Origin of the sequence: Pelomonas cellulosilytica (assembly GCF_021353265.1) — a bacterium.
In the GTDB taxonomy this organism is placed as follows: domain Bacteria; phylum Pseudomonadota; class Gammaproteobacteria; order Burkholderiales; family Burkholderiaceae_C; genus Pelomonas; species Pelomonas cellulosilytica.
On sequence record NZ_JAJTWU010000011.1, the window covers coordinates 16,936 to 43,140 of the forward strand.

Annotated in this window: 18 protein-coding genes; 16 read left to right on the plus strand and 2 right to left on the minus strand. The window is 64.8% G+C overall.

What is annotated here, in order from left to right:
• Positions 1–642 precede the first annotated feature (642 nt).
• From LXT13_RS24375 to prsR, 3 genes are all read left to right on the plus strand, one after another.
• The gene (locus tag LXT13_RS24375) at positions 643–2,025 is read left to right on the plus strand and encodes a TIGR03013 family XrtA/PEP-CTERM system glycosyltransferase (RefSeq protein WP_233374919.1); all 1,383 of its coding nucleotides are present in this window, start codon (positions 643–645) and stop codon (positions 2,023–2,025) included.
• Between the two features lie 112 nt (positions 2,026–2,137).
• Positions 2,138–4,231, plus strand: a complete 2,094-nt coding sequence (prsK, locus tag LXT13_RS24380; RefSeq protein WP_233374920.1) for an XrtA/PEP-CTERM system histidine kinase PrsK — start codon at positions 2,138–2,140, stop codon at positions 4,229–4,231.
• The gene (prsR, locus tag LXT13_RS24385; RefSeq protein WP_233374921.1) at positions 4,228–5,592 is read left to right on the plus strand and encodes a PEP-CTERM-box response regulator transcription factor; all 1,365 of its coding nucleotides are present in this window, start codon (positions 4,228–4,230) and stop codon (positions 5,590–5,592) included. Before prsK ends, prsR begins: the two co-directional genes overlap by 4 nt.
• Positions 5,593–5,625: 33 nt before the next feature.
• On the opposite strand, the gene LXT13_RS24390 is transcribed toward prsR, so the two are convergent.
• A complete protein-coding gene (locus tag LXT13_RS24390; RefSeq protein ID WP_233374922.1) occupies positions 5,626–6,360 on the minus strand; it encodes a PEP-CTERM/exosortase system-associated acyltransferase in 735 nt (244 codons plus the stop codon).
• A gap of 1,070 nt (positions 6,361–7,430) precedes the next feature.
• On the opposite strand from LXT13_RS24390, the gene prsT reads away from it, so the two are divergent.
• Both prsT and LXT13_RS24400 read left to right on the plus strand, forming a co-directional pair.
• Entirely contained in the window at positions 7,431–10,187 is a 2,757-nt protein-coding gene (gene prsT, locus LXT13_RS24395; RefSeq protein WP_233374923.1) for an XrtA/PEP-CTERM system TPR-repeat protein PrsT, read from the plus strand.
• 169 nt (positions 10,188–10,356) lie between these two features.
• On the plus strand, positions 10,357–11,292 hold the full coding sequence (locus LXT13_RS24400; protein WP_233374924.1) for a PEP-CTERM sorting domain-containing protein: 936 nt from the start codon (positions 10,357–10,359) through the stop codon (positions 11,290–11,292).
• A gap of 208 nt (positions 11,293–11,500) precedes the next feature.
• Here the strand turns inward: LXT13_RS24400 and LXT13_RS24405 are convergent, their stop codons facing one another.
• The gene (locus LXT13_RS24405) at positions 11,501–12,907 is read right to left on the minus strand and encodes a phenylacetate--CoA ligase family protein (RefSeq protein ID WP_233374925.1); all 1,407 of its coding nucleotides are present in this window, start codon (positions 12,905–12,907) and stop codon (positions 11,501–11,503) included.
• 358 nt (positions 12,908–13,265) lie between these two features.
• On the opposite strand from LXT13_RS24405, the gene LXT13_RS24410 reads away from it, so the two are divergent.
• From LXT13_RS24410 to LXT13_RS24460, 11 genes are all read left to right on the plus strand, one after another.
• On the plus strand, positions 13,266–14,039 hold the full coding sequence (locus tag LXT13_RS24410; protein ID WP_233374926.1) for a PEP-CTERM/exosortase system-associated acyltransferase: 774 nt from the start codon (positions 13,266–13,268) through the stop codon (positions 14,037–14,039).
• Between the two features lie 327 nt (positions 14,040–14,366).
• Entirely contained in the window at positions 14,367–14,954 is a 588-nt protein-coding gene (locus LXT13_RS24415) for an XrtA/PEP-CTERM system exopolysaccharide export protein (RefSeq protein WP_233375093.1), read from the plus strand.
• 19 nt (positions 14,955–14,973) lie between these two features.
• Positions 14,974–16,566 (plus strand): XrtA system polysaccharide chain length determinant, encoded by a 1,593-nt coding sequence (locus tag LXT13_RS24420; RefSeq protein ID WP_233374927.1) that lies wholly within the window; start codon positions 14,974–14,976, stop codon positions 16,564–16,566.
• A gap of 1 nt (position 16,567) precedes the next feature.
• Complete coding sequence (locus LXT13_RS24425; RefSeq protein WP_233374928.1) at positions 16,568–17,536, plus strand: XrtA-associated tyrosine autokinase; 969 nt, start codon at positions 16,568–16,570, stop codon at positions 17,534–17,536.
• 40 nt (positions 17,537–17,576) lie between these two features.
• Complete coding sequence (locus LXT13_RS24430; protein WP_233374929.1) at positions 17,577–19,055, plus strand: TIGR03016 family PEP-CTERM system-associated outer membrane protein; 1,479 nt, start codon at positions 17,577–17,579, stop codon at positions 19,053–19,055.
• Position 19,056: 1 nt separating this feature from the next.
• Positions 19,057–20,154, plus strand: coding sequence for an XrtA/PEP-CTERM system-associated ATPase (locus LXT13_RS24435; RefSeq protein WP_233374930.1), 1,098 nt, complete (start codon positions 19,057–19,059; stop codon positions 20,152–20,154).
• 20 nt (positions 20,155–20,174) lie between these two features.
• A complete protein-coding gene (locus tag LXT13_RS24440; RefSeq protein WP_233374931.1) occupies positions 20,175–21,062 on the plus strand; it encodes an XrtA system polysaccharide deacetylase in 888 nt (295 codons plus the stop codon).
• Positions 21,063–22,112, plus strand: a complete 1,050-nt coding sequence (locus tag LXT13_RS24445; RefSeq protein ID WP_233374932.1) for a FemAB family XrtA/PEP-CTERM system-associated protein — start codon at positions 21,063–21,065, stop codon at positions 22,110–22,112. It abuts the gene before it with no gap.
• 10 nt (positions 22,113–22,122) lie between these two features.
• Positions 22,123–23,322 carry a TIGR03087 family PEP-CTERM/XrtA system glycosyltransferase gene (locus tag LXT13_RS24450; protein WP_233374933.1) on the plus strand — a complete coding sequence of 400 codons (1,200 nt, stop codon included), beginning with the start codon at positions 22,123–22,125 and terminating at the stop codon, positions 23,320–23,322.
• Complete coding sequence (gene xrtA / locus LXT13_RS24455; protein ID WP_233374934.1) at positions 23,316–24,878, plus strand: exosortase A; 1,563 nt, start codon at positions 23,316–23,318, stop codon at positions 24,876–24,878. The genes LXT13_RS24450 and xrtA overlap by 7 nt, the downstream gene beginning before the upstream one ends.
• A 46-nt stretch (positions 24,879–24,924) precedes the next feature.
• A complete protein-coding gene (locus LXT13_RS24460) occupies positions 24,925–26,205 on the plus strand; it encodes a nucleotide sugar dehydrogenase (protein WP_233374935.1) in 1,281 nt (426 codons plus the stop codon).

Consider the following 26,205-nt stretch of genomic DNA (forward strand, 5'->3'; position numbering starts at 1 on the left):
GATCTTGTTCTCCATCACCCGCTTCAGCGGGTGACGTCCTCCCAAGAACCCGCCGTTGGCGGGTTTTTCGTTTTGTGTCCTCGAATCCATATTGCACAGGGGGAGACGACAAACTGCGCCTTGATGCGACATCTTTTGGCGAATAAATGAAGTGTCCGTGCGAATTTTAATATTGCACGCAATATTCACATGGCTTCGCGCGTCGCGTCGGCGCGACCTTGACAAAATGAAGTGGCTGGAATTCAAGGCTCGGCTTGTGCGTTCTTCACGCTTGCATCATGTGGCGCCCATCCGTGTCACGGTTCTGTCGCCCGCTTTGGGGTCTACTGCGGCGCGTTCCGCGGTGAGATTTGTCGGACACTCCCCACCCTCGCCGAAGGGCATCGATGAGAGAGGCGCTACCCTCCAAACGGGGGGCTTTCAAGCCCTGGAGCGGAAGGCATGATGCCGGCGCGATCGGGACCGGGTGCAAGGTCTTCTTTGCGGCGTCAAGCCGGACGTTCCCATCCCGGCCGAGCGGCTCCGAGGCGGCGGGTAGTGGGTGACGCGACATTCTCAGCGCACCAACGAAATATCGAATGATGATTTCGTTGTTTGGCGATGAAGGCGGAACGCACCGGGTAGTAGTGATCGGGGATATCAATGATTCGAATATTCAACCATTACCTGCACAAGCAGACGCTGCTACAGGTCTTTTTCGATCTTGGCCTGATCGTTTTTGCCGTCATAGCCGTTGTGCTGAGCCAGGGCGAGGCTGCGCAAACCGTATTGCCTTTTGCGGCTTCTCACGGTTTGTCGCTGGCTGGTTGCATGTTCGTCATTAATTCGGCTACGGGTTTCTACCAGCACGTGCACAACCGATCTGTCACCGAATCATGCGCACGTGCGCTCTTTGGTCTGCTGTTCGGTCTGCCGCTCGCCTATGCCATCTTCAGCCTGGTGCCTTCCGACACCAGCCACCGCGACCTGCTGACGTTGGTGGCCATGGCAGCCGTCGCGGCCGTGATGATTCATCGCGTCTACGCAGCTCACTCCAGCACGCAAGCGCGCATGCGCAGCCGCATCCTGATTTTTGGCACGGGCCATGCCGCCCGCGCTGTCGGCAACACGCTTCGGGCGTCCGACCCTCACGCACAGATCGTCGGTTACTACGCAGGCCCCAACGAAGAGCAGCATGAAGTGCCGAACGCCGACATCATCAATGACGGTGCCAACCTGACGGAAGCGGCGCTGCGGCACAACGTGGACGAGATCGTCGTGGCGCTGAGTGAACGGCGCGGTGGCAGCATGCCTTTGCGCCAGTTGCTGGACTGCAAGCTCTCTGGTGTCCGGGTCGTTGACATTGCCACTCATTTCGAGAAGACGCTTGCCCAGATCAACATCAAGCATGTGAACGCCGGTTGGCTTGTCTTCGGCGATGGCTTCAGCCAGGGCATGTTGCGCGCGGCGATCAAGCGCGTCTGTGACGTGATCTTTGCCGCCCTGATCTTGGCAGTGTCCTGGCCGCTGATGCTTGTCACGGCGTTGGCCATCCGCATTGAGTCGCGCGGGCCGGTGTTGTACCGGCAGGAGCGCGTGGGTCTCAATGGCGTGCCATTCAAGGTCATCAAGTTCCGCAGCATGCGGACCGACGCCGAGAAGGATGGCAAGCCGCGTTGGGCCAGCAAGAACGACGATCGCGTGACGCGTGTGGGTCGCTTCATCCGCAAGGTGCGCATCGATGAGCTGCCGCAGCTGTTCAACGTGCTGTGGGGCGAGATGAGCATGGTGGGCCCGCGCCCCGAGCGTCAGTTCTTTGTCGACGAGCTGATCAGCAAGATTCCGTACTACGCGGTCCGCCATAGCGTGAAGCCGGGCGTGACCGGCTGGGCGCAGGTGCGTTACGAGTACGGCTCGACGATCGAAGACTCCGTCGAGAAGCTGCAGTACGACCTGTACTACGTCAAGAACCACTCATTGTTCCTGGACCTGCTGATCATGCTGGAGACGGTCGCCGTCGTGCTGACAGGCAAGGGCGCCCGCTGAGCGCCCGTCTCGGCGCGAGTGCCGACGTCGCGCGGTCGCTGTGCATGTTTGAATGCGGCATGCCCGCGTCGATGCTTCTGCCCCGGAACCCGTTGTCGAGGCGGAGCCTCCAATGTCTTCATTGAGCAGTCTCAGTGATCTGATCTGCTGCGTTGCGTACGGCCTGTTCGGGCTTCATTTTGCGCAGCGGCTGTGGCGCGGCCGATTGCCGGTAACGACGTTGGCGCTGGTGTTCCTCGCTGCGCTCGTCGTCAGTGCCTTGTGGGCGGGGGGGGCTCTGGCGGATGGCCTGCGGCATTGGTCGGATCGTTGGCCGGCATGGATCGTCCCGACGCTGGATGTGTCGCGCTTTGCGCTCTGGTTCCTGTTCATGCTGATGTTGTTGCCGCCCTCTGGGCGGGGCAGTGGCGTTCGCTGGCTTTGGTCACTTTCGGCGCTTGCCGTGTTGTTGCCACTGCTTTTGATGGCGTTGGCTGAGCGGACCGCGCCGCATGGGTTGGTGCAGCCCCAGGCGTTCGCGGCCTTGGGCCTGGCGGTACTGGGACTGGTGCTGGTCGAGCAGCTGCTGCGCAATGCAACGCCGGATGCCCGCTGGAACGCCAAGCCGGTCTGCCTCGGGCTCGGTGGCATTTTTGTCTTCGATCTCTTCATTGCTTCGCAGGCCGCGCTGTTCCAGCAGTTCGACAGCGATGCCATCAGCGTGCGCTCGCTGGTCCACGCCGCGGCCGTCCCGCTCCTCTACGTTGCCTCACGGCGCCATGGGGACTGGCTCGGCAAGCTGCACGTGTCGCGTGCCACCGTCTTCCATTCGGCGGCGTTGCTGCTGGTTGGTGCCTACCTGCTGGTCGTTGCCAGCGTGGGCTACTACGTCCGCTACACCGGCGGGCAGTGGGGGCGGGCGCTTTCGGTGGCGTTGGTGTTCGTGGCCCTCGTCGGCCTGATGCTGCTGGTCGCATCGGGTTCGATGCGCTCGCGGCTGAAGGTCTACATCAGCAAGAACTTCTTCAGCTACCGCTACGACTACCGTGAAGAGTGGTTGCGCTTCACGCGGGCGCTGTCCAGCAGTACCGAGCCCCAGCACACGGCAGAGACCGTCGTGCGAGCCTTGGCGAACCTCGTTGAGAGCCCGAGCGGCATGCTGTGGCTGCAGCGGTCTGCAGAGTCAGAGTTCGTGCAGGCCGCGCGATGGAACCTGCCGGCACAGGCGGGCAGCGAGGCGCGTGATGGGGGGCTCGCGACGTTCTGGAAGGACCGCGCGTGGATCATCGACGCCGACGAATGGCGTGAGCGCCGTGACGCGTATCCGGGGCTGGAACTGCCGGCCTGGCTGGTCGAGGAACCACGATGCTGGCTCTTGCTGCCGCTGTTGGTGCGGGAGGCACTGATTGGCTTCGTCGTCCTCGGCAAGCCGCGCGCCGTCGTCGAGCTGAACTGGGAAGTGCGCGACCTGCTGCGCACGGCGGCCAGCCAGGCGTCAGGCTATCTGGCCCAGGCTCAGGCCACGGAGGCGCTACTGGAGGCCCGAAAGTTCGATGCCTTCAACCGCATGTCCGCCTTCGTCGTGCATGACCTGAAGAATATCGTCACGCAGCTCTCGCTGATGATGAAGAACGCCAAGCGCCTGCGCGATAACCCCGAGTTCCAGCAGGACATGCTGGACACCGTCGAGAACTCGCTGGAGAAGATGCGCCAGCTGATGCTGCAATTGCGCGAGGGCGACAAGCCGCATGGGGTGACGAGCGGCGTCGACCTCGAGCAGATCGCCCGGCGGCTGGCCGCGGCGGCGGCCAGCAAGGGGCGTGAGCTGCAGTTGGACCTGAAGCAGGGCGTCAGCACGCGGGGGCATGTCGAACGTGTGGAACGTGTGTTGGGCCATGTCGTACAGAACGCGTTCGATGCGACGCCGCCCGGGGGCGAGGTGCGCCTGTCGCTGGATGCACAGGGCAGCCAGGCGCGTGTTGTCATCACCGATACCGGGTGCGGCATGAGCGAGGATTTCATACAGAATCGTCTCTTCAAGCCGTTCCAGACCACCAAGGCCAGCGGCATGGGCATCGGTGCCCACGAGAGCTATCAATACGTGCAGGAACTGGGAGGCAAGATCAGCGTGCAGAGCGAATTGAACCGGGGTACCACGGTGACCCTGCTGCTGCCCTTGTTCCACGCCCAAACTGATGCGCCGTTGGCTGCGCTGGAAGTCCGATGAGCACGCCTCGCCATGCGCCGCTGCTGATCGTCGAGGACGATCTTGCCCTGCAGAAACAGCTGAAGTGGTCACTGGATCGTTTCGAATCAGCGACCGCCGACGACGTGGCCAGCGCCGTGCTGCAGTTCCGTCGTCATAACCCGGCGGTCGTGACGATGGATCTCGGCCTGCCGCCGGACCGCGACTCCGTGTCCGAAGGCTTCAAGTGCCTGGAGAAGCTGCTGGAGCTGGATCCCGGCGTGAAGGTGATCGTGCTGACGGGGCAGAACGACCAGGACAATGCACTGCGCGCGATCCGCATGGGCGCCTACGACTTCCTCGCCAAGCCGGTTGACCCGGATGTGCTGAGTCTGACAGTCGAGCGCGCCTATCGCCTCTACGAACTGCAGCAGGAGAACCGCCGGCTGCAGATGCAACAGAGCAGCGACGTCTTCTCGGGCCTCGTGACGCGCGATCCGGGCATGCAGCGCGTGTGCCGCATGATCGAGAAGGTGGCGCCCAGCGACGCGACCGTGCTGCTGCTCGGCGAGAGCGGCACCGGCAAGGAGGTGCTGGCGCAGGCGTTGCATGATGCGTCTAAGCGCAAGGGCCGCTTTGTGGCCATCAATTGCGCAGCAATTCCCGAAACGTTGCTGGAGAGCGAACTCTTCGGTTACGAGAGGGGGGCCTTCACCGGCGCGACGAAGTCAACGCTCGGCAAGATCGAAACCGCCAACGGCGGCACGTTGATGCTGGATGAGATCGGCGACCTGCCGCTGCCTTTGCAGGCCAAGTTGCTGCGCTTCCTGCAGGAGCGTGTCATCGAGCGCGTTGGTGGCAGGCAGGAAATTCCGATCGACGTGCGCGTCGTGGGGGCGACCCACCAGGATCTGAAGGCCCGCATTGCGGACGGGCGCTTCCGGGAGGATCTGTACTACCGTCTCGCCGAGATCGTTGTCGAGATCCCGCCCCTGCGCGACCGGCTGGGCGATGCTGTCCTGCTCGCGCATGCGTTCGCACGCCGCTTCTCGACTGACATGCGTCGCCCGGCACCTACGCTGTCGGATGATGCCGTGCGTGCGCTGGAGTCGCACCGATGGCCCGGCAATGTGCGTGAGCTTCAGAACATGCTCAAGCGGGCAGTCATCATGGCTGACGAGGATCGCATCACTGCCGCCGACCTTGGCCTGCAGGCGGCGGCGCCTTCGCTTGCCGACAACGGTATGCTGGACTTGCGGACTATCCGGGAAAACGCAGAGCGGCAAGCCGTCATTTCAGCGCTTGCGCGCACGGACGGAAACATCGTCAAAGCCGCAGAGCTGCTGGGTGTGAGCCGGCCGACCTTGTACGACCTAATGAGCAGGTTGCAAGTCAAATCCTGAGCAAGTCGCCCGGCGTCGATCAAGGCCGGATGGTTAATTCGCCAATGGCGTCGATGCCAACGGCGCCGGCGAGCGCGTTGGGTTGCGCAGCCAGGCCAGCAGGTCCGGATGGCGCGTACCGACGCTGGCTTCCAGCTTGTTCAGGTCGGCGAGGTAGGGCGACACCGGCCCGTAGTAGTCCGTCTCCGGCCCAATGGGTTCGAAGACGAAGCCCGACCGAGCCAGGGAGCGGGCAAGCGGCCGCTCCATGGCGGCATACCAGTAACGAATGCCATGAGCCAGGCTATACAGGTACATCTGCTTGTACAAGCCGAGAAGAATCTGCGGTGTGTCCAGGCGCCTCTGGCCACTGAGGATGGCGTTGTTCTCGGCAGCTGTGACGCCAGCCAGCCGTTGGCCGCGCTGCCGCCGGAACTCGCTGCGCACCATCAACCGGCTGATTTCCGCGGCTTGCTTCGGATTTGGCAATGCCAAACCTGCTGCGAAGTTGCCGCAGTGGCGTTGCAACGGAAAACGTTGCTCGGCGTCCGGCCTGACCAGTCGTACATAACCGACAAGTTCGTCGCTGCCATCAAAAGCGTGGAAATGCGCCGCTTCGTCATCATGCTCATCGGTTTCTGCGCCGTCCGGGTAATCTTCGGGCTCTAGAAAGCTGTATTCAACGCAATAGACCTGATAACGCAGTTCCAGCGCACTCCGAAGGGGGCGAGTTTTTGTTCCGAGCTCCCGAAACAGGTGAGCCGCAGCCACAGGCGGTAGATTGAACATTGTTTTCCCAATCGTGGAGGTCTAGGTGGCTCCGCATGTGCTACCAGCGTTATGAGTTCGGCTGGAGGCCGACAACACTCATCTTAATGAGATGACGCATGCGGGCTGTGATTGCAGTCGTTGTGCTTGTTTTTGGCTACGCAGGTTGTGATGGTGGGGCCTTCCAGCCGTCTGGTTGTAACTACTCGCGGCTTTGTCGCATCTGTCAATCCCTTGCAATCGATCCAACGCTTGTCGCGTTGGAACCTGCCCGGTCAGGGGCGCGGCCGAATGCTCGCCAGGGACGGTGAAATTGCTGTGTCTGTCCTGCAGTTGCCTCCACGCATGCCGGACGTCGTCAGGATACCGTTTGAACAGGCCGTTGGGAGGGGGGGCAGTACGGTGGTTGCGGGCTTCTTTCTAGGGGCTCTGCGGTGCCGTGAAGGACGCGGGCTTGCTTCGCGCCTTGAGCCGGCTACTCCAAAGGGATAGCGCGAAACGTGATGCCATCGCCAGGCAGAACACCACTGTGGATGTAAGTCTTCAGGGTATTTGTTGCAATTTCTTACTTAAGGCAAGTGGTGAGACTTTGCTGGCAGCCCGAACCCAAGAATTTTCATTCGTCGACGATCGATTTCGATGGGGCAGATCGCGCCGTGCCCGGCATTCGAGGGGCCGCCACCGGCCGGTGCCTCGCATGCTGCACTTATCATCATTCGCGGTCGGTCACGTTGTGCCCCGGGGCGGGGAGCGCAGCGTGGTGGGCGACGCTGGTGCCTGGTATGGAGAGCGTGAGCGCCGCGGGCATCTGACAGAGAGGCGCGTCGAGACATGGCGGTGGGTGGGCAGTGATCGAGCGGAAGTGCGCGCGTCCAGATGAACTCCTTGGGCGGCGCTGGTGCGCCTGGAACGGGCCGAACTCTGGCTTCACTTACCGCGAATCCTGTACGCCGTGGTTCGGCCGTAGTGCTGACGCCGGTTCTTGGGGCGAGCGTTCAATGTGGCGACGTTGGCTGCAGCGTTTCGCTGTAAGGCCCACCGCGGCCATATGGCATCTAGCGATATTTCAGAGAACTCATTGGGGAGTTGATATGTTGAGGACGACGAGCCGGATTGCGGCTGTCACGGTGGTGTTGGCGCTGGCGGGCTGCTGGAAGCCGTCGAACCAGGAACTGCTTGCTGCGGCGCAGAAGCATTTCGATCAACATGAATATCGGGCGGCGATCGTTCAGTTAATGAACGTGCTGCAGACAGAGCCGAATTCAGCGACAGCGCGACATCTGCTGGGCAGTGCGTTGCTCGCTTCGGGAGACGCTGCCGGTGCAGAGGTGGAGCTGCAGCGGGCGCTGGACGCAGGTGTCAGCCCCGACAAATGCGTCCCCGAGCTGGCCCGGGCTGTCCTGACCGCATCGGGCCCGGATCGCGTGATTCAAAAGTTCGGTGCCACGCGGCTGACGGATGCGGTGGCTGCGGCAGAGTTGAACGTCACGTTGGCTCAGGCCCATATCGCCAAGAAGCAGGTGGCCGAAGCAGGCGCGGCCGTTCAGACGGCACTCAAGCTCAATCCTCAATCGCTCCCGGCCAAGCTGCTGCAGGTTCGGTTGACGGCCGCCGCAGGTCAGTTGCGTGAAGCTGCAGCCCAGCTCGACAGCGTGCTGGCCGGTGATCCTCGGGCGGGCGCTGCGTGGCAGTTGCGAGGTGACCTGCTCCGCAGCGAAGGCCGTAATGACGACGCGTTGGCGGCCTATGCCAAGGCTGTCGAGCTGGACACGAACGACATCGCATCGCGCTCGTCCGCGCTCGAGTTGCTGTTGGTCAAGCGCGAGAAGGCAACCGCGGTCCAGCAGCTCGAGGAGCTTCGCAAGGTGGCGCCGAATCACCCACGCACCATCCTGTTCACGGCGCTGATGGCGCTGGAGAGCAACGAACTCGAGAAGGCTCGAGAGGGGGCCCAGAAGCTGCTCAGGATCAACCCGGAAAATCCGCGCTATTTGCAGCTCGACGGTGCGGTGCAGGCGCGGCTTGGGGCGCCGGCTCAGGCCGAGGCATCGCTCAGCAAGGCGCTGCATATCGAGCCGTCCCAAGACGGGATACGCCTGATGCTCGCGCAGCTCATGCTGCAGCAGGGGCAGCCGGCCCGCTCGCTGCAGATCCTGCAGCCGCTGCTGTCCGCCAACACGACGTCGGTTGACGCGCTGCGGCTGGCGGGGCGTGCGACGCTTGTTTCGGGCGATACGAAGGCGGCCGAGGCGCTGTTCGAGCGAGCAGTCAAGTTGAAGCCCGACGACGTTGCCAGCCGCGTGTCGGCCTCCGTGTCTCGGCTGTCACGCAGCATCGACGACAAGGACTTGATGGCGCTGCAAGAGTTGTCGGCGCAGGACCCGGGGCCATCGGCGGATTTCGCGCTCATCGCGGCGCAGTTGCGTGCCCGCCACCTCGACCAAGCGCTCGCTGCGACCGAACGGCTGGAAAAGAAGGAGGGCATGAAGGCGATCGCGCTGCACCTGGCGGGGCGCGTGCAGCTGGAGAAACGCGACGTTCCGGCCGCCCGCCGGGCGTTCGAGGCGGCGCTCAAGAGCACGCCGGGCTATTACCCCGCAGCTTCGGCGCTGGCCGCGTTGGACTTGCAGGATGGGGATGCGGACAAGGCGCGACGGCGGCTGGAGGGCGTGCTGGAGGTGTCGCCCAACAATGTGGACGCGCGCATGGCGCTGTTCAGCATCCGGGCTCGCCAAGGGGCGAGCCGCGACGACCTGGCTGACATGCTTCGTGCCGCCACCAAGCTGCATCCCAGTGCGGTACAGCCCCGTGCAGCGTTGATCAATCTGGAACTAGGCCGCCAGCAGCCCAAGGCGGCCGTTACCGTCGCGCAGGAAGCTCTGGCTGCGCTGCCGGGCGATCCCGAGTTGCTGGATTTGCTGGGCCAGGCACAGTTGGCCGCCGGCAATATCGCCGAGGCCCAATCGGCGTTCTCCAAGTTCGGCACGGCGCAGCCGCAGTCCGCGCGCCCCTTGCTGAGGCTTGCACAGGTGGAAATGGTGGCCAAGCGGCCTGAGCAGGCTGTCGTCAACGTGAAAAAGGCATTGCTGCTGGAGCCGGACAACCCTGAGGTCATCAAGCTGCTCACGGTTGCCCAACTGGCGGCGGGCCGGTCACGTGACGCGATGCAAGCGGCTCGTGCATTGCAGGGCAAGCCGAGCACCGCAGCCCTCGGATGGGTGCTGGAGGGCGACATTGCCGCTGCATCCAACGACTGGCGGGCGGCCGCAGACGCGTATCGTCATTCGCTGGAGCGTGAGCCGACCACGGAATCGGCGATCAAACTGAGAACGGCTCTGGTAGCCGCGAAGCTCGACAACAAGGCCATGGAGCGGACCTGGATCAAGGATCATCCCGGGGACACCGGCTTCCTGAGCTACCTCGCCGGCGCCGAACTGGATGCCGAACAGTTCCCTGAGGCGGAGCAGCACTACCGGCGGGTGGCCGAAATCAATCCGAAGGATGCCATCGCCTGGAACAACCTCGCGTGGCTGGCGGGGCGCCGCAAGGATCCGGCTGCGCTGGACTACATCCGGAAGGCGCAGGCGCTGCTGCCCAAGGAGGCGCTTTTCCTGGATACCGAGGCCGACGTTTACGCCATGGCAGGGCAGCTCGATCGCGCACTGCAGACTCAGGAGGCGGCTGTGGCAATGGCGCCGAACCGGACCATCCTGCGCTGGAGGCTTGCGAATTTGTACGTTCAGGCTGGCAAGAAGGAGTCGGCTCGACGGGAGCTCACGCGGCTTGTCGATCTTGGCGATAAGTTCGACAAGGTAGGTGAAGCTAGGGCATTGCTGGCGAAGCTGTGATCGAGATGCCGTACTCGCCGCGGGTGTCGGGAAGCTTTACAGTTGTCGGGTTGGTGTTGGGGTCTTGTATGGATATCTATTGTGAAATCAATAACTTAGAGGATTTTCTCGGGGGTGGCACGGCTTCTGCTTAGTATGTAGCGTCTGTGTCCCCACTGGAGCAAACCTTATGAGCAAGTTCGCAATTTCCCGCGTCGCCATCGGCGCCGCGCTGGCTGTCGGCATGATGGGCGCCCAAGCGCTGACCCTGACCGCCGGCAACTACAAGATCAGCCTCGACAACTACGACTCGGGCACGCTTTACGACCCGGGTACGAAGGGCTCTCCCGCCACCACCGTGGAAATTTGCAACACCGCGGCTTCGTGCGATACCGCCGCTGTCAGCAAGGCCCAGGGCTCGGTGGGTTCCGTCAAGACGTCCGCCGACACGATGGGCATCTTCTCGGTGGGTTCGATCCAGAACATCAGCACCGGTGAAACCCAATACGTCCGCGGCTCGACGTCCATCATTGGCGGCGTGACGTTCGGCCCCTACCTGACCGGTGTCTTCGGTGGACTGACCGACTACTACGTTGAGCGCACCTGCACGGCACTGATTTGCAACACCACCGCCCTCGCCCAGGGTGGTACGTTCAAGCTGTGGAGCAATCCGACGGATTACGATCCCACCGTCGGGCCCACTGTCAGCGCGAATGTCGACCTGAACGACGGCAAGTACTCGCCCAGCGTTTCGGGTGGCGCTTTGTTCCTGGAAGGTGTGTTCGCAACGGGTGCGGCGTTCTCTGGTGAAGCTGCTTCGTACGTGACCTCCTACAACAGCCAGACCGTCGCAGGTCAAGGCTCTGGCTATCTGGACTTCACTGGTGGCATCGCCAAGAGCTTCTTCGACACGAACAGCGTTCAAAACGCCAATGGCGGTCTCAACGATGCCTTCCTGACGACGACGTTCGACGATGTGAATGGTGAAGCCAGCAAGCTGGGTTGGACCGTGAAGTCGGTGGCTCAGATCAGCGGCTCCGTTATCCCCGAGCCGGCGTCGTTGGCTCTCGTCGGTATCGCGCTGCTGGGTGCGGCCGGTGTCGCTCGCCGTCGTCAGCAACGCTGATCCGGTTCTTCGCGAATACGAAAAGCGGGGCCTCGGCTCCGCTTTTTCGTTGGCGTCTCCAATTTGGCTGCCGGTTTGGTTGCTCGATGTGCCCTGCTTGAGAGTGGGTGCCTCGGAGAGGGGGGGGCTAGGTGGGCGCCGCCCTTCATGCACCGCGCCTGTCAGCGTTGGTGATCGGCTAGGCAGCGTCGGCGTGTGGCCTTGCCGCTTAGCTCAGATAAGCGAACTTGCGTTCGAAGTCGAGTGCTGGTCGCCAGGGGAAGGCGTCGGCCGACACGATGGTCAGGTCCAGCATCCGCCGGCTGGGTTCGTCGAGCAGTTCGATCAGCTGTGATGCCAGCGTCGCTGCGCTCGTCGACTCGGGTGACGCCTGGACGGTGATGCGGATCCTGTCGTTGTCGATGCCCTGCATTCGAAAGGCGCCGGTGAGTTGTTGCGCGATGTCGTGACTCGCATAGAGCCACTCCTTGATGCGCTCGACAGAGGGTAGGGTGCCTGGGCGATCCTTGATGCGCCCGTGCAGGGCCAGCATGGGCAGCCAGGGAGGGGTGGTGCCAGCCGCGGTTGCCCAGGTCTGGGCTTCCTCGCGTGGTATGAGCCGTGCCAGGTCGCCGCTCGAATAACGCGGCAGGGGGATCGTGGCGTCGGTCTTTAGCAGTGTGAAGACCAGCTCGCCGAAACCGTCGGGCCGCGGATTTACGATCTCGGGGTGGCAGCGAAGTGGGTTGAAGCAAAACAGATTCGGCGTGGCGCTGTCGTGCAGCGACATATGGTGCCGATCGTTTGAACGCTGCCACTGGTGGCGACGCATCCTGATCGTTTCCCGCGTTTCGAACAGCAGGTTCAGGCCGATTTCGCCCATGCCGTAGGTGCTGCCAATTGTGCGATGCGGATTGCTGTCGAGGGAGATGCCCATCTCCGCAGCGAAGAAGTCCCGCTGTGCTTCGACGAGTACCTCTTCGCCGAGAATGACGCTGGTGTTGAGGGCTCTCCAATCGAGCCCGATGCGGCGGCCTTGTGCAAGCAGTTGCCGGATGAAAACGGGATCGGTGCAAAGCAGTGTCTGCTTGAAGCGCGGGCCGACGTCGCGAAGGATGGAACAGGCCATGTCTTCCCGCACGCTGAGGTTGGCAATGGTCGTTGCACGCGACTGGAAAATCACCCCCATCGGCAGGCAATTGACCACCAACGTCGGCATCGAATCGATGTCGAACATGTCCTGCAGTCCGAGGTCGATATCGAACCAGGAGCCGTCATGCTCCTTGCGAGTGGTGAGCTTGTAGCCAAAGCTGTTCCCGCCGCGCCCCGAACTTGTCAGCACATCGGCAATCTCGGTGACGGCAATCGGCCGCGCCAGATCGTCCAGAGGAAACCGCCCGAAAGTGGATTCCTTCGTCAGTACGGGAAGGTCTGACAGGGTCACGGTCGCGCCGATCTGATCGGGGCTGATGCCTTGCTCGGCCAGAAGCTTGCGATAGGCGCGGCTGTGTTTGGCGGCGGCCGCTGCGGTGCGCAAGGCAGACTTGGCCGATCGATCCAGCATCGCGGCCGTGTCCATCGATTTCGCATACCGAAGCAGCCAGCGGCGCAGCGGGCGGTAAAAACTAGGGGGCATCAGATCAGTCTCCCATGGGCCCTGCGGTAGGTCAAAGTGTGAAGGGGCCATCCACGTCAAGATCGCCGCGTTCTGTTTCGGTCCGCACCGAGATCAAGTTTGGTGCAAAAAATTGCCATCGAGTGCCGGGCTCGGGAGGCGCAGTGCAAGAATCCACTGCTTGAGGCTGTGGGCTGACTGCGAGCGGTGTCCGTTCCCGTGCGACCCGTGCTTTGTCGCTGTGGGCGTCACCGCACATGCTCTGTCTGATAGAGCCGTCGGCACGGCGGCCGTGGGTCATCGCGTGCAGGGCCCAAATGACGGATGGACTGCGTTTCGTAGGTGGTAGGCATTCCATTGGATTGAACCGGAGTACCACATGTTTGCAAATGAAGAGAATGTCGAGTCGATCGACTTCGCGCCGTATTTCAATAGCGTTCACGTATTGCCCCAGGAATCTCCCGACAAGTTGCGGGAGATCGAGAATTTTCGCTTCCAGATCTACTGCCGCGAGTGCTGTTTTCTTCCCGAGTCGGATTATCCCGACGGGCTGGAGCGTGATGCCTACGACGAGAGTTCGTCGCACTTCTGCGCTTCCAATCTGCGGGGTGAGCTGGTGGGGTATGTGCGGCTGGTCAAAGCGTCGGCCACGGCAGGTTTTCCATTCTTCGACCATTGCCAGGACCTGCTGCCAGGGATTTCCTTGCCGCCTGCTTCGGAGTCGGCGGAGATCAGCCGGTTGATGGTCCATTCGGCATATCGACGCCGGCGCGGCGATACGCTCGCCGGCGTGACGATCCTAGATGATTCGCTTCCCAGCGAGCAGGAACGCCGCGACAAATCGCCACAAATCCTGCTGAGCATGTACCGGCAAATGTATCTCTACAGCGTTGCCACCGGTATCCGCTATTGGTATGCGGCGATGGAGAAGTTCCTGGCTCGCTCGCTGGGCATGTTTGGTTTCGATTTCAAGCAGGTGGGCCCCGAGGTGGATTACTACGGGCCGGTAGCGACCTATCTGGCGGATTTGCGCGCCTTGGAGGCAGCCGTCAGTCAGAGCAATCCGATGCTGCTTGCTTGGCTGAAGCAGCCGTCGGGGGGCGTGCAGATCCGGTCGGAGGGCGTTCCCGAGCGCTTTCAGGCGAAGTTCTAACGCTCTCATGCGAGTGCGGTCGATGATGAGATCGCAAGCCCCCGTAAGCGTGGTGGGTGCGTCCCGGCTGCGTTAAAAGATTGGAACGAAACGCGCACCACCCTTGAACAGGCAGGTGGGCGGGGGCTGTCCCTGTGGCATCATCTTTTGTTTTCGAGCCCGGTGCGAGAACCGCAGCCCGGTGTGGCTAAAACATGGTCGCCGGCTCAATCTGCAGAGGAGAGGAACGCCTTGAACGAAATCTGTGAGCGCGCGAATCAAGTGACGGCCCGTTCTGCGCGCGGTGCTTCGTGGGCAGCCGTGACGGCGGGGCTGCGCGGCGGTCTGATGGCCGGGCTCCTGGCTTTGGCGGCAGGCTGCAGCAGCCTGTCGACGTCGTTGCCGCCTGCGCCGGCCCTGGCGGGTGCTGACGATTACAGCTACATCATCGGTGCAGGCGATAGCATCAACATCCAGGTCTGGCGCAATCCCGAGCTGTCCATGTCCGTGCCCGTGCGGCCGGACGGCAAGATCTCCGCGCCCCTGGTCGACGAGATGGTCGTACAGGGCAAGACCTCGGTGCAGGTGGCGCGCGAGGTCGAGAAGGCGCTCGGCAAGTACGTGCGCGACCCTGTCGTGACGGTCATCGTGACGAGCTTCGTCGGACCCTACAGCGAGCAGATCCGGGTCGTCGGCGAGGCGGCCAAGCCGCAGTTCCTGCCGTACAAGCAGAAGATGACGCTGCTCGACGTGATGATCGCCGTCGGCGGGCTGACGGATTTTGCGGCTGGCAACAGCGCGACCATCCTGCGCACTGCGGAAGGCAGCAAGCAGTACACCGTGCGGCTGAAGGACCTGATCAAGCGCGGCGATGTGTCGGCCAACGTCGAAATGCGGCCAGGCGACATCCTGATCATTCCTCAAAGCCTGTTCTGACCGAATTGGATCGCCTGCGATGGAATTGATGATTGCCCAATTGCTGGTCATCGTCCGGCGGATGTGGAAGTACCGCTGGGTCGGCTTGGGCGTGGCCTGGGTGGCGGGCCTTGTCGGCGCGGTGGTCGTGTTCGTGCTGCCCGACCGGTACGAGGCCAGCGCCCGCATCTACGTGGACACCCAGTCCATCCTGAAGCCTCTGATGTCGGGCCTGGCCGTTCAGCCCAATGTGGAGCAGCAGGTGACGATGCTCAGCCGCACGCTGATCAGCCGGCCTAACGTCGAGAAGCTGGTGCGCATGGCGGACCTGGACCTGAAGAGCCAGTCCAAGGCGCAGCAGGAGGCGTTGATCGAGACGGTCACCAGCAACCTTTCCATCCAGACGAGCGGCCGCGACAACCTCTACATCCTCGGCTACCGGGATCGCGACCCCGAGACGGCCAAGCGTGTTGTGCAGTCGCTGATGTCCATCTTCATGGAGTCCAGTCTGAGCGGACAGCGCAAGGACACGTCCACCGCAACGACGTTCATCAACGAGCAGATCAAGGCCTACGAGGCCAAGCTGGAAGAAGCCGAGACCCGGATGAAGGAGTTCCGGCTCAAGAACATCGCGAACTCGGCCGCCGACGGCAAGGATGCCGCTGCGCGCATCAGCGACATCAGCGCACAGCTCGAGCGCGCCCGCCTGGAGTACCGAGAGGCGATGAATGCTCGCGATGCCGCCAAGGCGCAGCTGGAAGCCGAGAAGTCCCGCGGTGGCGGCCAGTCGGCGGCGCAGAGCCTGTTGCAGGAGTCGTCCGCCAACGTCAGCACGCCGGAACTGGACGCGCGACTGGCAGAGCAGCGTCGCAACCTGGACGCGCTGATGCAGCGCTTCACGGACCAGCACCCCGACATCATCGCCACGCGCAAGCTCATCAAGGACCTGGAGGAACAGCGCAAGCGCGAGGTCGCTGAGCTGCGACGCGCTGCTATGAGCGTGCCGTCGGTGGCGGTCGGTCAGATGGCGGGCGGCACGCCGGCCAGCCAGGAGCTGGTGCGCATCCTCGCGACGACCGAGGTGCAGGTGGCCACGATGCGCGCCCGCGTCGATGAATACACGGCGCGTTACGGCCAGGCGCTGGCCGCGTTGAAGACCGCACCGCAGATCGAAGCGGAGGCCTCCCAGCTGAACCGCGACTACGCCATCCAGAAGAAGAACTACGAAGACCTCGTACAGCGACGCGAGCAGGCGTCCATCTCGGGCGAGTTGGATGTCGCCTCGGGTGTTGCCGACTTCCGCGTCATCGACCCGCCGCGCGCCAACCCGAAGCCGGTGGCGCCGAACCGCCTGTTGCTGCTGGCCGGTGCGATGGCTGCCGCACTAGGCGTGGGTCTGTTCACGACCATCGCCGCCAGCCAACTGCGCCCGGTCTTCCATGATGCCAACGACCTGCGCGCCCGTGTCGAGCTGCCTATCCTGGGCGTGGTGACTCGCCTGGTCACCGATGCGGACCGTGCGCGTCAGCGCGTGGACCTGATCCGCTTCTCCGCGGGTGCGGGCGGGTTGCTGGCGATGTTCGCCGTCGCCCTCACGGTCTTGGCCGTGCAACTGAGTCGGCAGGTGGTTTGACATGACGAGCTTGATCGAAAAGGCCGCCGAGCGGCTTGAGCAACTGCGCCAGGCTGGCGTGGTGCTGCCGGGCGATGAGCAGGTGGCGCCGCAGCCCGCGCAGGTGCCGGCGCCTGCGGCCGCTGCCGCGTTCGCCGCGACGCCTTCCAAGGCGTCGGTGAGCGAGACCAAGTCCGAGGATGGCCCCCATCCGCTGTCCAAGCGGGTCGAACTAGACGTGGTGGCTCTGGCGGCGCAGGGCTTCCTGATGCCGCACATGCCGCGCTCGCAGACCGGCGACCAGTACCGCGTCATCAAGCGTCCGCTCATCAAGAACGCGATGGGCAAGGGGGCCGCGACGATCAATCACGCCAACCTGCTGATGGTGACGAGTGCGCTGGCCGGCGAGGGCAAGAGCTTCACGTCGATCAATCTCGCGCTCAGCATTGCCGCCGAGCTGGACAACACAGTGATGCTCGTCGATGCCGACGTGGCGCGGCCGTCGGTGCTGCGCATGCTGGGCCTGCCCCAGGGGCCGGGTCTGCTTGACGTGCTCGAAGAGCGTGTCGAGATGGCCGAGGTGCTGCTGCGCACCAACGTCGAGAAGCTCACGATCCTGCCCAGCGGAACGCCGCATCCTCGAGCGACCGAACTGCTGGCCAGCGATGCGATGAACCATCTGCTGGACGACATGGCCAAGCGCTATCCGGACCGGATCATCATTTTCGATTCGCCGCCGCTGCTGCTGACGACCGAGTCCCGCGTGCTCGCTTCACACATGGGTCAGATCATCATCGTCGTGCATGCCGAGAAGACGCCGCAGACGGCTGTCCAGCAGGCGCTGGCCACCATCGAAAGCTGCCCCGTCAAGATGATGCTGTTGAACCAGGCCAGCCCCACCGCTGCTGGCGGCTATGGGTATGGCTATGGGTACGGCTACGGGTATGGCTACGGCTACGGATATGGCAGCAATGACTCGGCGCAGAGCTGAGCCGCGCTGCCTCGCCTTTGCCCTGGTTGCCTGTGCGTCGATGGCGCACGCCCAGGATGCCGACCGCCAGGGCGGCGGCCTGAGCATCCAGCCGCGCTTGAGCGTGACGCAGACCTGGACCGACAACCTGCGGCTGGAAGCGCAGAACAAGGACGCTGCACTCATCACGACGGTGTCGCCGGGCGTGCGCATCGCCAGCAGCAGCGGGGCGCTGCGGGGCAGCCTGGACTACTCGTTGGACGGCATCGCCTACCTCAAGACGGACCAGCCGGCACGGCTGCAGAACTCCCTGTCGGCCAACGGCCTGGCGGAGTTGGTGCCCGGGCGCTTGTTCGTCGAAGGGCGCGCGAGCATTGGCCAGCAAGACGCGTCGGCCTTCGGCGTGCAAAGCGCGCCCACGCTCGGGTCGCAGGGGGCGTTGAACAACCTCGCCAATCCCAACCAGCGCGAAACGTCCACGTTGTCTCTGTCGCCGTCGCTGCGTGGACGGCTGGGCGGCATTGCAAGCTATGAGCTGCGGGGGGACTTCACCCGCACTGACGTGCGTGGCTCCAGTCTCGGCGACGCCCACGGCAGTGGCGGTACGCTGCGCATCAGTCAGCTGAATCCGGGCGTGACGGGCTGGTGGGTCATTGCCAACACGCAGCAGACCAGCGCCCAGTCCACCTCGTCCAACCGAAGCGACACGGTCAAGGCCGGCGTCGACTATCGCCCGGACCCGGACTGGTCGGTCGCGTTCAACGTCGGCCAGGAGCGCAGCAACTATCTCGGCGACGGCAACCAGGACGGTGCCACCGGTGGCGTCTCCGCGCAGTGGACGCCGACGACGCGCACGCGCATCAGCGGTGACTGGCAGCACCACAGCTACGGCGACAGCCATGGGTTCAACTTCGAGCACCGCATGTCGCGCTCGGTCTGGCGCTTCTCGGACTCGGTGACGACGATGCTGGGCAACGTCGGGCCGATCGGTGGTGTGCGCAGCCTGTACGACCAGTTCTTCCTGCTCTTCGCCTCGCTGGAGCCGGACCTCGCCAAGCGGGACGTCCTGGTGCGGTCCTACCTGCAGTCCCAGGGACTGTCTCCGGACGCGCCGGTCGCCGGCGGCTTCCTGTCCAGTGGCCCCAGCCGCATGCGCAGCCAGCAGGCCAGCGTCATGCTGCAGGGCGTGCGGTCCACGCTGTCGTTGCAGGCCGTGCGCTCCATCACGGGCCGGGTGGGTGACAACCAGAACCAGGGCGACCTCGCCAACAACGCGCGGGTCGAGCAACGCTCCTACTCGATCTCCGCCAGCCATCAGCTGACGCCGCTGTCCGGTGTGTCGCTGACGGCATCCCGCCAGGAAACGACGGGCGATGCCGCCGGCCAGCCCGCGGTGCAGCTGACCAGCCTGATCACCAGTTGGAATCTGCGCCTGGGTGCGCGGCTGAGCGTGCAGCTCGGTGCGCGGCACAGCCGCTTCGACGGTGTCACGTCCTACGCCGAGAATGCGGTGTACGGCAACCTCATCCAGACGTTCTGACATGTACGAAGCCTTCTACGGCCTGAGCAGCAAGCCGTTCCAGCTCAGCCCGGATCCGAACTTCTACTTCGGCAGCAAGCAGCATCGCCGGGCCAAGGCGTATCTGGACTACGGCGTGCTGCGCAATGACGGCTTCATCGTCATCACCGGCGAGATCGGTGCGGGCAAGACGACGCTGCTGCGCGGCCTGCTGGACAGCCTCAATCGCAGCAACGTCGTCATCGGCAACGTCGTCACCACGCAGCTCGACGCCGAGGACACGCTGCGCATGGTCGGCGCCGCCTTCGGCGTGCGCGTGAAGGACGCGACCAAGTCCGAGCTGCTGATGACGCTGGAGGCCTTCTTCGTCAACCAGGTCACGCAGGGCAAGCGCTGCCTGCTGATCGTCGACGAGGCGCAGAACCTGACCGCGCGCGCCGTTGAAGAGCTGCGCATGCTGTCGAACTTCCAGTTCGCCAACCAGTCGCTGCTGCAAACCTTTCTAGTCGGCCAGCCTGAGTTCCGCGGCATCCTGCAAAAGCCGGAGATGGAGCAGTTCCGCCAGCGCGTCGCGGCCACGTGTCACATCGGCCCGCTGGACGAGGACGAGACGCAGCGCTACATGGAGCACCGGCTCAAGTGCGCCGGCTCCACCGGCAAGCCAACCTTCGACCACGATGCCTTCCCGGCCATCTACAAGGCCAGCAACGGCATCCCGCGCCGCATCAACCGGCTGTGCGACCGCTTGCTGCTGCTGGGCTTCATGCAGGGGCGCACGCACCTGACGCTGGCCGACGTGAAGGAAGTGCTGCGCGACATTGCCCAGGAAAGCGAGACGCCGCGCAGCAGCGATGCGAGCGCGCTGGACAGCCAGCCGGCCCGGCTGCCGGACAGCCGCCCGATGCCGCTCGACAGTGCCCCCGGGGCGCTCGATGTCACTAAGCTCAAGCTGAGCGCTGCAGACGTGGAGGGCCTGTCCTCCGAGATTGCTGCGCTCAACGCCGACCACCACACCGACCGCCTGCAGCGCCTGGAGCGCAGCATGATGCGGTTGGAGCGCATCAACCTCCAGACGCTGGCGCTGCTGCAGAAGCTCGTCGACGCGGTCAAGCAGCATTGACAGAAAGACGTGCCGTGCTGATGCCCACCCGCACCCCATCCCCGCGCAATGCGATGAGCATCGACGTGGAGGACTACTTCCAGGTCTCGGCCTTCGCGCCCTACATCCGCCGCGAGGACTGGAACGGTCTCGAGTGCCGCGTCGAGCGCAACGTTGGCCGCATCCTCGCGCTGCTGGCCGACAAGGACGTGAAGGCCACGTTCTTCACGCTGGGCTGGGTCGCCGAACGGTACCCGCAGGTCGTCAAGGCCATCGTGGCCGGCGGCCACGAGCTGGCCAGCCATGGCTACGGCCACCAGCGCGCCAGCGACCTCAGCCCGGCCGCCTTCCTTGACGACATCTCCCGCGCCAAGAAGCTTCTCGAAGACTTGGGGGGTGTGCCCGTCGTCGGCTACCGCGCGCCGAGCTTCTCCATCTGCAAGGGCAACCTCTGGGCGTTCGACACGCTGCGCGACGCCGGCTACCGCTATTCGTCGAGCGTCTACCCGATCGCGCACGACCACTACGGCATGCCGGACTCTCCGCGCTTCGCCTACCCGGTGCGTGACGGCCTGCTGGAAATCCCCGTGACGACTGTGCGCGTGGCCTCGCGCAACCTGCCCAGCAGCGGCGGCGGCTACTTCCGGCTGCTGCCCTACATGCTGTCGCGCTGGATGATCCGCCGTGTCAACGAGGTCGACGGCGAATCGGCCGTCTTCTACTTCCACCCGTGGGAGATCGACCCCGGCCAGCCCCGCGTGGCCGGTATCGATGCGAAGACGCGCTTTCGCCATTACGTCAACATCGCCCGCACCGAAGGCCGCATCGCGCGGCTGCTGGAAGACTTCCGCTGGGGCCGCATGGACGAGATCTTTCTCGGCCGTGAGGCCAGCGCGCGTCCCGCCGCGCCGTCACTGAGTCCCGCCTGAATGAGCGCGCCGGTTCGCATCGCGCGGCTAGCCGCGCAGGATCAGGCTGTGTCCGCTCGCTGGGACGCCTTCGTGCTCTGCCATCCGCAGGCCACGTTCTTCCATCGCAGCGGCTGGCTGCGCGTCATCGAGCAGAGCTTCGGCCACCGCGGATTCTTCCTCTACGCCGAGCGTGACGGTGTCATCGAGGGCGTGCTGCCACTGGCCGAGGTCAAGAGCCGTCTGTTCGGGCATTCGGTGTCCAGCCTGCCGTTCGCCGTCTACGGCGGCGTGGCCGCGCTGAACGATGAGGCGGCCGCGGCGCTGGAGGCCGAGGCCGAGAAGGTCGCGCGGGGGCAGGGCGCCGAGCACCTGGAGTACCGCAACCTCGGCCCGGTCCGCCACGCCGACTGGCCGCGCCAGGACCTCTACGTGACCTTCCGCAAGGAGATCCTTCCGGAGGAAGAAGCCAACATGCTGGCCATCCCGCGCAAGCAGCGCGCGATGGTGCGCAAGGGCATCAAGAACGGATTGCGCGCCGACATCGACGCCAACGTCGACCGCTTCTTCGACCTCTATGCCGACAACGTGCACCGCCACGGCACGCCGGCCATGCCCAAGAAGTACTTCCAGGCGCTGCTGGACGAGTTCGGCGCCGACGCCGAAGTGCTGACGGTGACCGCACCGGATGGCAAGCCGTTGTCGTCGGTGCTGACCTTCTATTTCCGCGACGAGTGTCTGCCGTACTACGCCGGCGACGACGAGGCAGCCCGCGACCTCGCTGCCAACGACTTCAAGTACTGGGAGCTGATGCGCCGGGCCTGCGCGCGCGGGCTCAAGGTGTTCGACTACGGGCGAAGCAAGCAAGGCACGGGCTCGTTCTCGTTCAAGAAGAACTGGGGCTTCGAGCCTCAGCCGCTGAGCTACGAGTACCGTCTGTTCAAGCGCGATGCGATTCCGCAGAACAACCCGAACAACCCGAAGTACCAGCTGATGATCAAGGCCTGGCGCAGGCTGCCCATCGGCGTCGCGAACTGGCTGGGGCCTTTCATCGTCAAGAACCTCGGATGAGCCTGGGGTCATGAAGATCCTCTACCTCGTCCACCGCCTGCCTTACCCGCCCAACAAGGGCGACAAGGTGCGCTCCTACCACCTGCTCAGGCATCTGGCGGCCCGGCACGAGGTGCACCTCGGCACGTTCATCGATGATCCGGACGACGAGCAGCACCTGCCGCGTGTGCAGGCGCTGTGCGCCGGCGTGCATGCCGCGCGGCTGAACCCGCGCACCGCCAAGCTGCTGAGCCTGCGCGGCCTGCTCAGCGGCGAGGCGCTGAGCCTGCCGTACTACCGCGATGCCGGCCTGCAGACTTGGGTGGACGATGTGGCGGCGCGTGTGCGGTTCGATGCCGTCGTCGTCTTCAGCGGCGTCATGGCGCAGTACACGACGGGGCTCGAAGGCGTCAGGACGCTGGTGGACTTCGTCGATGTCGACTCCGCGAAATGGCGTGATTACGCGCCCGAGCATGCCTGGCCGCTGTCCTGGCTGTACCGGCGCGAGTTCGGCCGGCTGCTGTCCTTCGAGCAGCGCGTGGCGGAGGCTGCGGACTGCAGCTTCCTGTCGACGCACAAGGAGGTGGAGCTGTTCCGCCAGCTCAGCCCCGGGCGGCGCTTCGACATGGAGCCGCTGCTCAATGGCGTGGACGCCGGGTTCTTCACGCCCGACCCTGCACGGCCCAACCCTTTTGCCGCGGGCGAGTTGCCGCTGGTGTTCACCGGCGCGATGGACTACTGGCCCAACGTCGATGCGGTGACCTGGTTCGTCGCCGACATGCTGCCGGCCTTGCGCGAGCGCTTCCCGGCGCTGCGCCTGCACATCGTCGGCCGCAGCCCGGCGCCGGCCGTGCAGGCGCTGGCCAGTGGTGCGGTCAACGTGACGGGCACGGTGCCCGACGTGCGGCCCTACCTGCAGTACGCGGCCGCGGTCGTCGCGCCGCTGCGTCTCGCGCGGGGCATCCAGAACAAGGTGCTGGAGGCGATGGCCATGGCCCGGCCCGTCGTCGCTGCGGGCAGCTGCGTCCGCGCGATCGCCGGGCGCGCGGTGCCGGGCCTGCTGGCGGCGGAAGACGCGGCGGGTTATGTCGAGGCCGTCGCCGGGCTGTTGTCGGACCGCAATGCCGCCGACGCGGCCGGCCGTGGCGCGCGTGAGTTCGTGCTGCGCGACTACAGCTGGGACGCTCACCTCGCCAGCCTGGACCGCCACCTGGAGGCCACGCCGTGCTGAACCTGCCCGCGCCCTGGCGGCTGCCGTTGCTCGCGCTTGCGCTGGCCTGGCTGGCCCTGGCGGTCGTCTATCACGACACCGGCGCCGCCATGGTGCTGATCTGGAACCGCTCGGAGACCTTCGCCCACGCCTGGGTCGTTCCGCCGCTGTCGGCGTGGCTGGTCTGGCGGCGCCGCGCCGACCTGGCCGTCCTCGTGCCGACGCCGGCGCCGCGCTGGCTGTGGGGGCTGCTGCCGGTGGGCCTGCTGTGGCTGCTGGGCGAGCTGGCGGCCGTCAACGCCGCCACGCAGTTCGCGCTGATGGGCCTGTTCGTGCTGGCCGTGCCGGCGCTGCTGGGCACCGAGGTCGCCCGGCGCATCGCCTTCCCGCTGGGCTTCCTGTTCTTCGCCGTGCCGTTCGGCGATTTCCTGACGCCCTGGCTCATCGAACGCACGGCGGATTTCACCGTCGCCGCGGTGCGGCTGTCCGGCATCCCGGTGTTCCGCGAAGGCACGCAGTTCATCATTCCGTCGGGCGCCTGGTCCGTCGTCGAGGCCTGCAGCGGCATCCGCTACCTGATGGCCTCGGTCATGGTGGGCACGCTGTTCGCGTACCTGAACTATCGCAGCCTGGCGCGCCGCTGGGCCTTCGTCGGCGTGGCCATCCTGACGCCGCTGGTGGCCAACTGGCTGCGCGCCTACATGATCGTCATGCTGGGCCACCTGTCTGGCAACAAGCTCGCCGTCGGCGTGGACCACATCATCTATGGCTGGGTGTTCTTCGGCATCATCATGCTGGCGATGTTCATGGTCGGCGCGCGCTGGGCGCAGGCCGATGCGCCGCACGAGCCCGCGCCGGCGCTTGGCCAAGAGGCGGTTGCCGCGCCGCGGCTGGCGGTGCTGGCCGCGCTGAGCATCGCGCTGATGGCGGTGCCCGCCGTGCTGCACCAACAATCCGCCCGTGGCGTGTTGCCTGGCCGACCCGTGCTGGCCGCGCCCGCCTTGCCGGGCTGGCAATGGCAGGACGGCCCGCTGTCGGCCTGGGAGCCGGCCTTCAGCGGCGCGGCCGCCGTGCTGCATGGTCGTTTCGAGCCCGTGGACGGCGGCGCGCCGGTCGGCGTCTACATCGGCTACTACCGCCAGCAGCGCCCGGGGCACCAGCTCATCACTTCGGTCAACCAGTTGGTCGCCGGTGGCGAGGGCGAAACCAGCTGGGCGCTCACCGTGGCCGGCAGCGCCGAGCTGAAAAACGGCCAGCCCTGGCGCACCGCCGAACTGCGTGGCCAGGCGCTGAGCCGCGTCGCCGCCGGCGGCGACCTCGCTCCGCGGCTGCGCGTCTGGCAGACGTACTGGATAAATGGCCGCCTGATGACCAGCGACTGGCAGGCCAAGCTGCGCGGTGTCTGGGGCCGGCTGCTGGAGCAGGGCGACGATGCCGCCGTCCTCATCGTCTACGCCGACAAGGCTGCGGCTGGCGCGGACGATGCCCGCCTGCGCGCCTTCCTGCATCAGCACGGCGCCGCGCTGGATGCCGCGCTGGCGCAGACGCGCGACCGCATCGCGACCCCGGCGCGGTGACAATCGGCGCCCACCTCAAGTTCGACCCGCAACGACACAGACAACCATGAACACGCTCGCAGTCATCGGCCTCGGTTATGTGGGCCTGCCCCTCGTGGTGGAGTTCGGCAAGCATGTCCGCACCATCGGCTTTGACATCGCCACGCACAAGGTCGAGGCCTGCCGCCGCGGCACCGACCCGAGCCGCGAGCTGACCGACGAGGAAGTGCAGGCGGCCACCCACGCCGTCTACACCGACGACCCGAAGATGCTGGCCGAGGCCGACTTCATCATCGTCGCCGTGCCCACACCGGTGGACGACGCCCACATCCCCGACTTCCGCCCGTTGGTCGGTTCGTCCACGAGCGTCGGCCGCCACATGAAGAAGGGCGCCATCGTCGTCTACGAGAGCACCGTGTATCCCGGCGCTACGGAAGAGGTCTGCATCCCCGTGCTTGAGCGCGAATCCGGCATGAAGTGGAAGCAGGACTTCTTCGTCGGCTACAGCCCCGAGCGCATCAACCCGGGGGACAAGGAACACACACTGACCAAGATCCTGAAGATCGTCTCCGGCGACACGCCCGAGACGCTGGACAAGGTCGCCGAGGTCTACGAGAAGATCATCGTCCCCGGCGTGCACCGCGCGTCCAGCATCAAGGCCGCCGAGGCGGCCAAGGTCATCGAGAACACGCAGCGCGACCTCAACATCGCGCTGATGAACGAGCTGTCCATCATCTTCGACAAGCTCGGCATCGACACGACGGAAGTGCTGGAAGCCGCCGGCACGAAGTGGAACTTCCTGAAGTTCAAGCCGGGCCTCGTCGGCGGCCATTGCATCGGCGTCGACCCGTACTACCTGACGCACAAGGCCGACATGCTGGGCTACCACCCGCAGGTCATCCTGGCCGGCCGCCGCATCAACGACGGCATGGGAAAGTTCATCGCCGAGCAGACCATCAAGCAGATGATCGCCAGTGGCAGCTACATCAAGGGCGCGCGCGTCAACGTGCTGGGACTCACCTTCAAGGAGAACTGCGGCGACCTGCGCAACTCCAAGGTCATCGACATCATCAACGAGCTGAAGACCTACGGCGTCGAGGTCTTCGTGACCGACGCGCAGGCCGAGGCCGAAGAGGCCATGCACGAGTACGGCGTGCGCCTGATGCCTTTCGACGACCTGCCGCGCGCCGACGCCATCGTCGCGGCCGTGTCGCACCGCGAGTACGCTGGCCTGTCGGTCGAGGACATCGGCAAGAAGCTCGTCAAGGGTGGCGCCTTTATCGACGTGAAGGCGGCATTCGATGCGAAGGCGTTGCAGGCTGCGGGCTTCCGCCTCTGGCGCCTCTGA

Excerpts from the sequence above, each read along its gene's own strand:
- LXT13_RS24375 (WP_233374919.1), top strand. The coding sequence starts at position 643 with ATGATTCGAATATTCAACCATTACCTGCACAAGCAGACGCTGCTACAG.
- prsK (WP_233374920.1), top strand. The coding sequence starts at position 2,138 with ATGTCTTCATTGAGCAGTCTCAGTGATCTGATCTGCTGCGTTGCGTAC.
- prsR (WP_233374921.1), top strand. The coding sequence starts at position 4,228 with ATGAGCACGCCTCGCCATGCGCCGCTGCTGATCGTCGAGGACGATCTT.
- LXT13_RS24390 (WP_233374922.1), bottom strand. The coding sequence starts at position 6,360 with ATGTTCAATCTACCGCCTGTGGCTGCGGCTCACCTGTTTCGGGAGCTC.
- prsT (WP_233374923.1), top strand. The coding sequence starts at position 7,431 with ATGTTGAGGACGACGAGCCGGATTGCGGCTGTCACGGTGGTGTTGGCG.
- LXT13_RS24400 (WP_233374924.1), top strand. The coding sequence starts at position 10,357 with ATGAGCAAGTTCGCAATTTCCCGCGTCGCCATCGGCGCCGCGCTGGCT.
- LXT13_RS24405 (WP_233374925.1), bottom strand. The coding sequence starts at position 12,907 with ATGCCCCCTAGTTTTTACCGCCCGCTGCGCCGCTGGCTGCTTCGGTAT.
- LXT13_RS24410 (WP_233374926.1), top strand. The coding sequence starts at position 13,266 with ATGTTTGCAAATGAAGAGAATGTCGAGTCGATCGACTTCGCGCCGTAT.
- LXT13_RS24415 (WP_233375093.1), top strand. The coding sequence starts at position 14,367 with ATGGCCGGGCTCCTGGCTTTGGCGGCAGGCTGCAGCAGCCTGTCGACG.
- LXT13_RS24420 (WP_233374927.1), top strand. The coding sequence starts at position 14,974 with ATGGAATTGATGATTGCCCAATTGCTGGTCATCGTCCGGCGGATGTGG.
- LXT13_RS24425 (WP_233374928.1), top strand. The coding sequence starts at position 16,568 with ATGACGAGCTTGATCGAAAAGGCCGCCGAGCGGCTTGAGCAACTGCGC.
- LXT13_RS24430 (WP_233374929.1), top strand. The coding sequence starts at position 17,577 with ATGGCGCACGCCCAGGATGCCGACCGCCAGGGCGGCGGCCTGAGCATC.
- LXT13_RS24435 (WP_233374930.1), top strand. The coding sequence starts at position 19,057 with ATGTACGAAGCCTTCTACGGCCTGAGCAGCAAGCCGTTCCAGCTCAGC.
- LXT13_RS24440 (WP_233374931.1), top strand. The coding sequence starts at position 20,175 with ATGCCCACCCGCACCCCATCCCCGCGCAATGCGATGAGCATCGACGTG.
- LXT13_RS24445 (WP_233374932.1), top strand. The coding sequence starts at position 21,063 with ATGAGCGCGCCGGTTCGCATCGCGCGGCTAGCCGCGCAGGATCAGGCT.
- LXT13_RS24450 (WP_233374933.1), top strand. The coding sequence starts at position 22,123 with ATGAAGATCCTCTACCTCGTCCACCGCCTGCCTTACCCGCCCAACAAG.
- LXT13_RS24460 (WP_233374935.1), top strand. The coding sequence starts at position 24,925 with ATGAACACGCTCGCAGTCATCGGCCTCGGTTATGTGGGCCTGCCCCTC.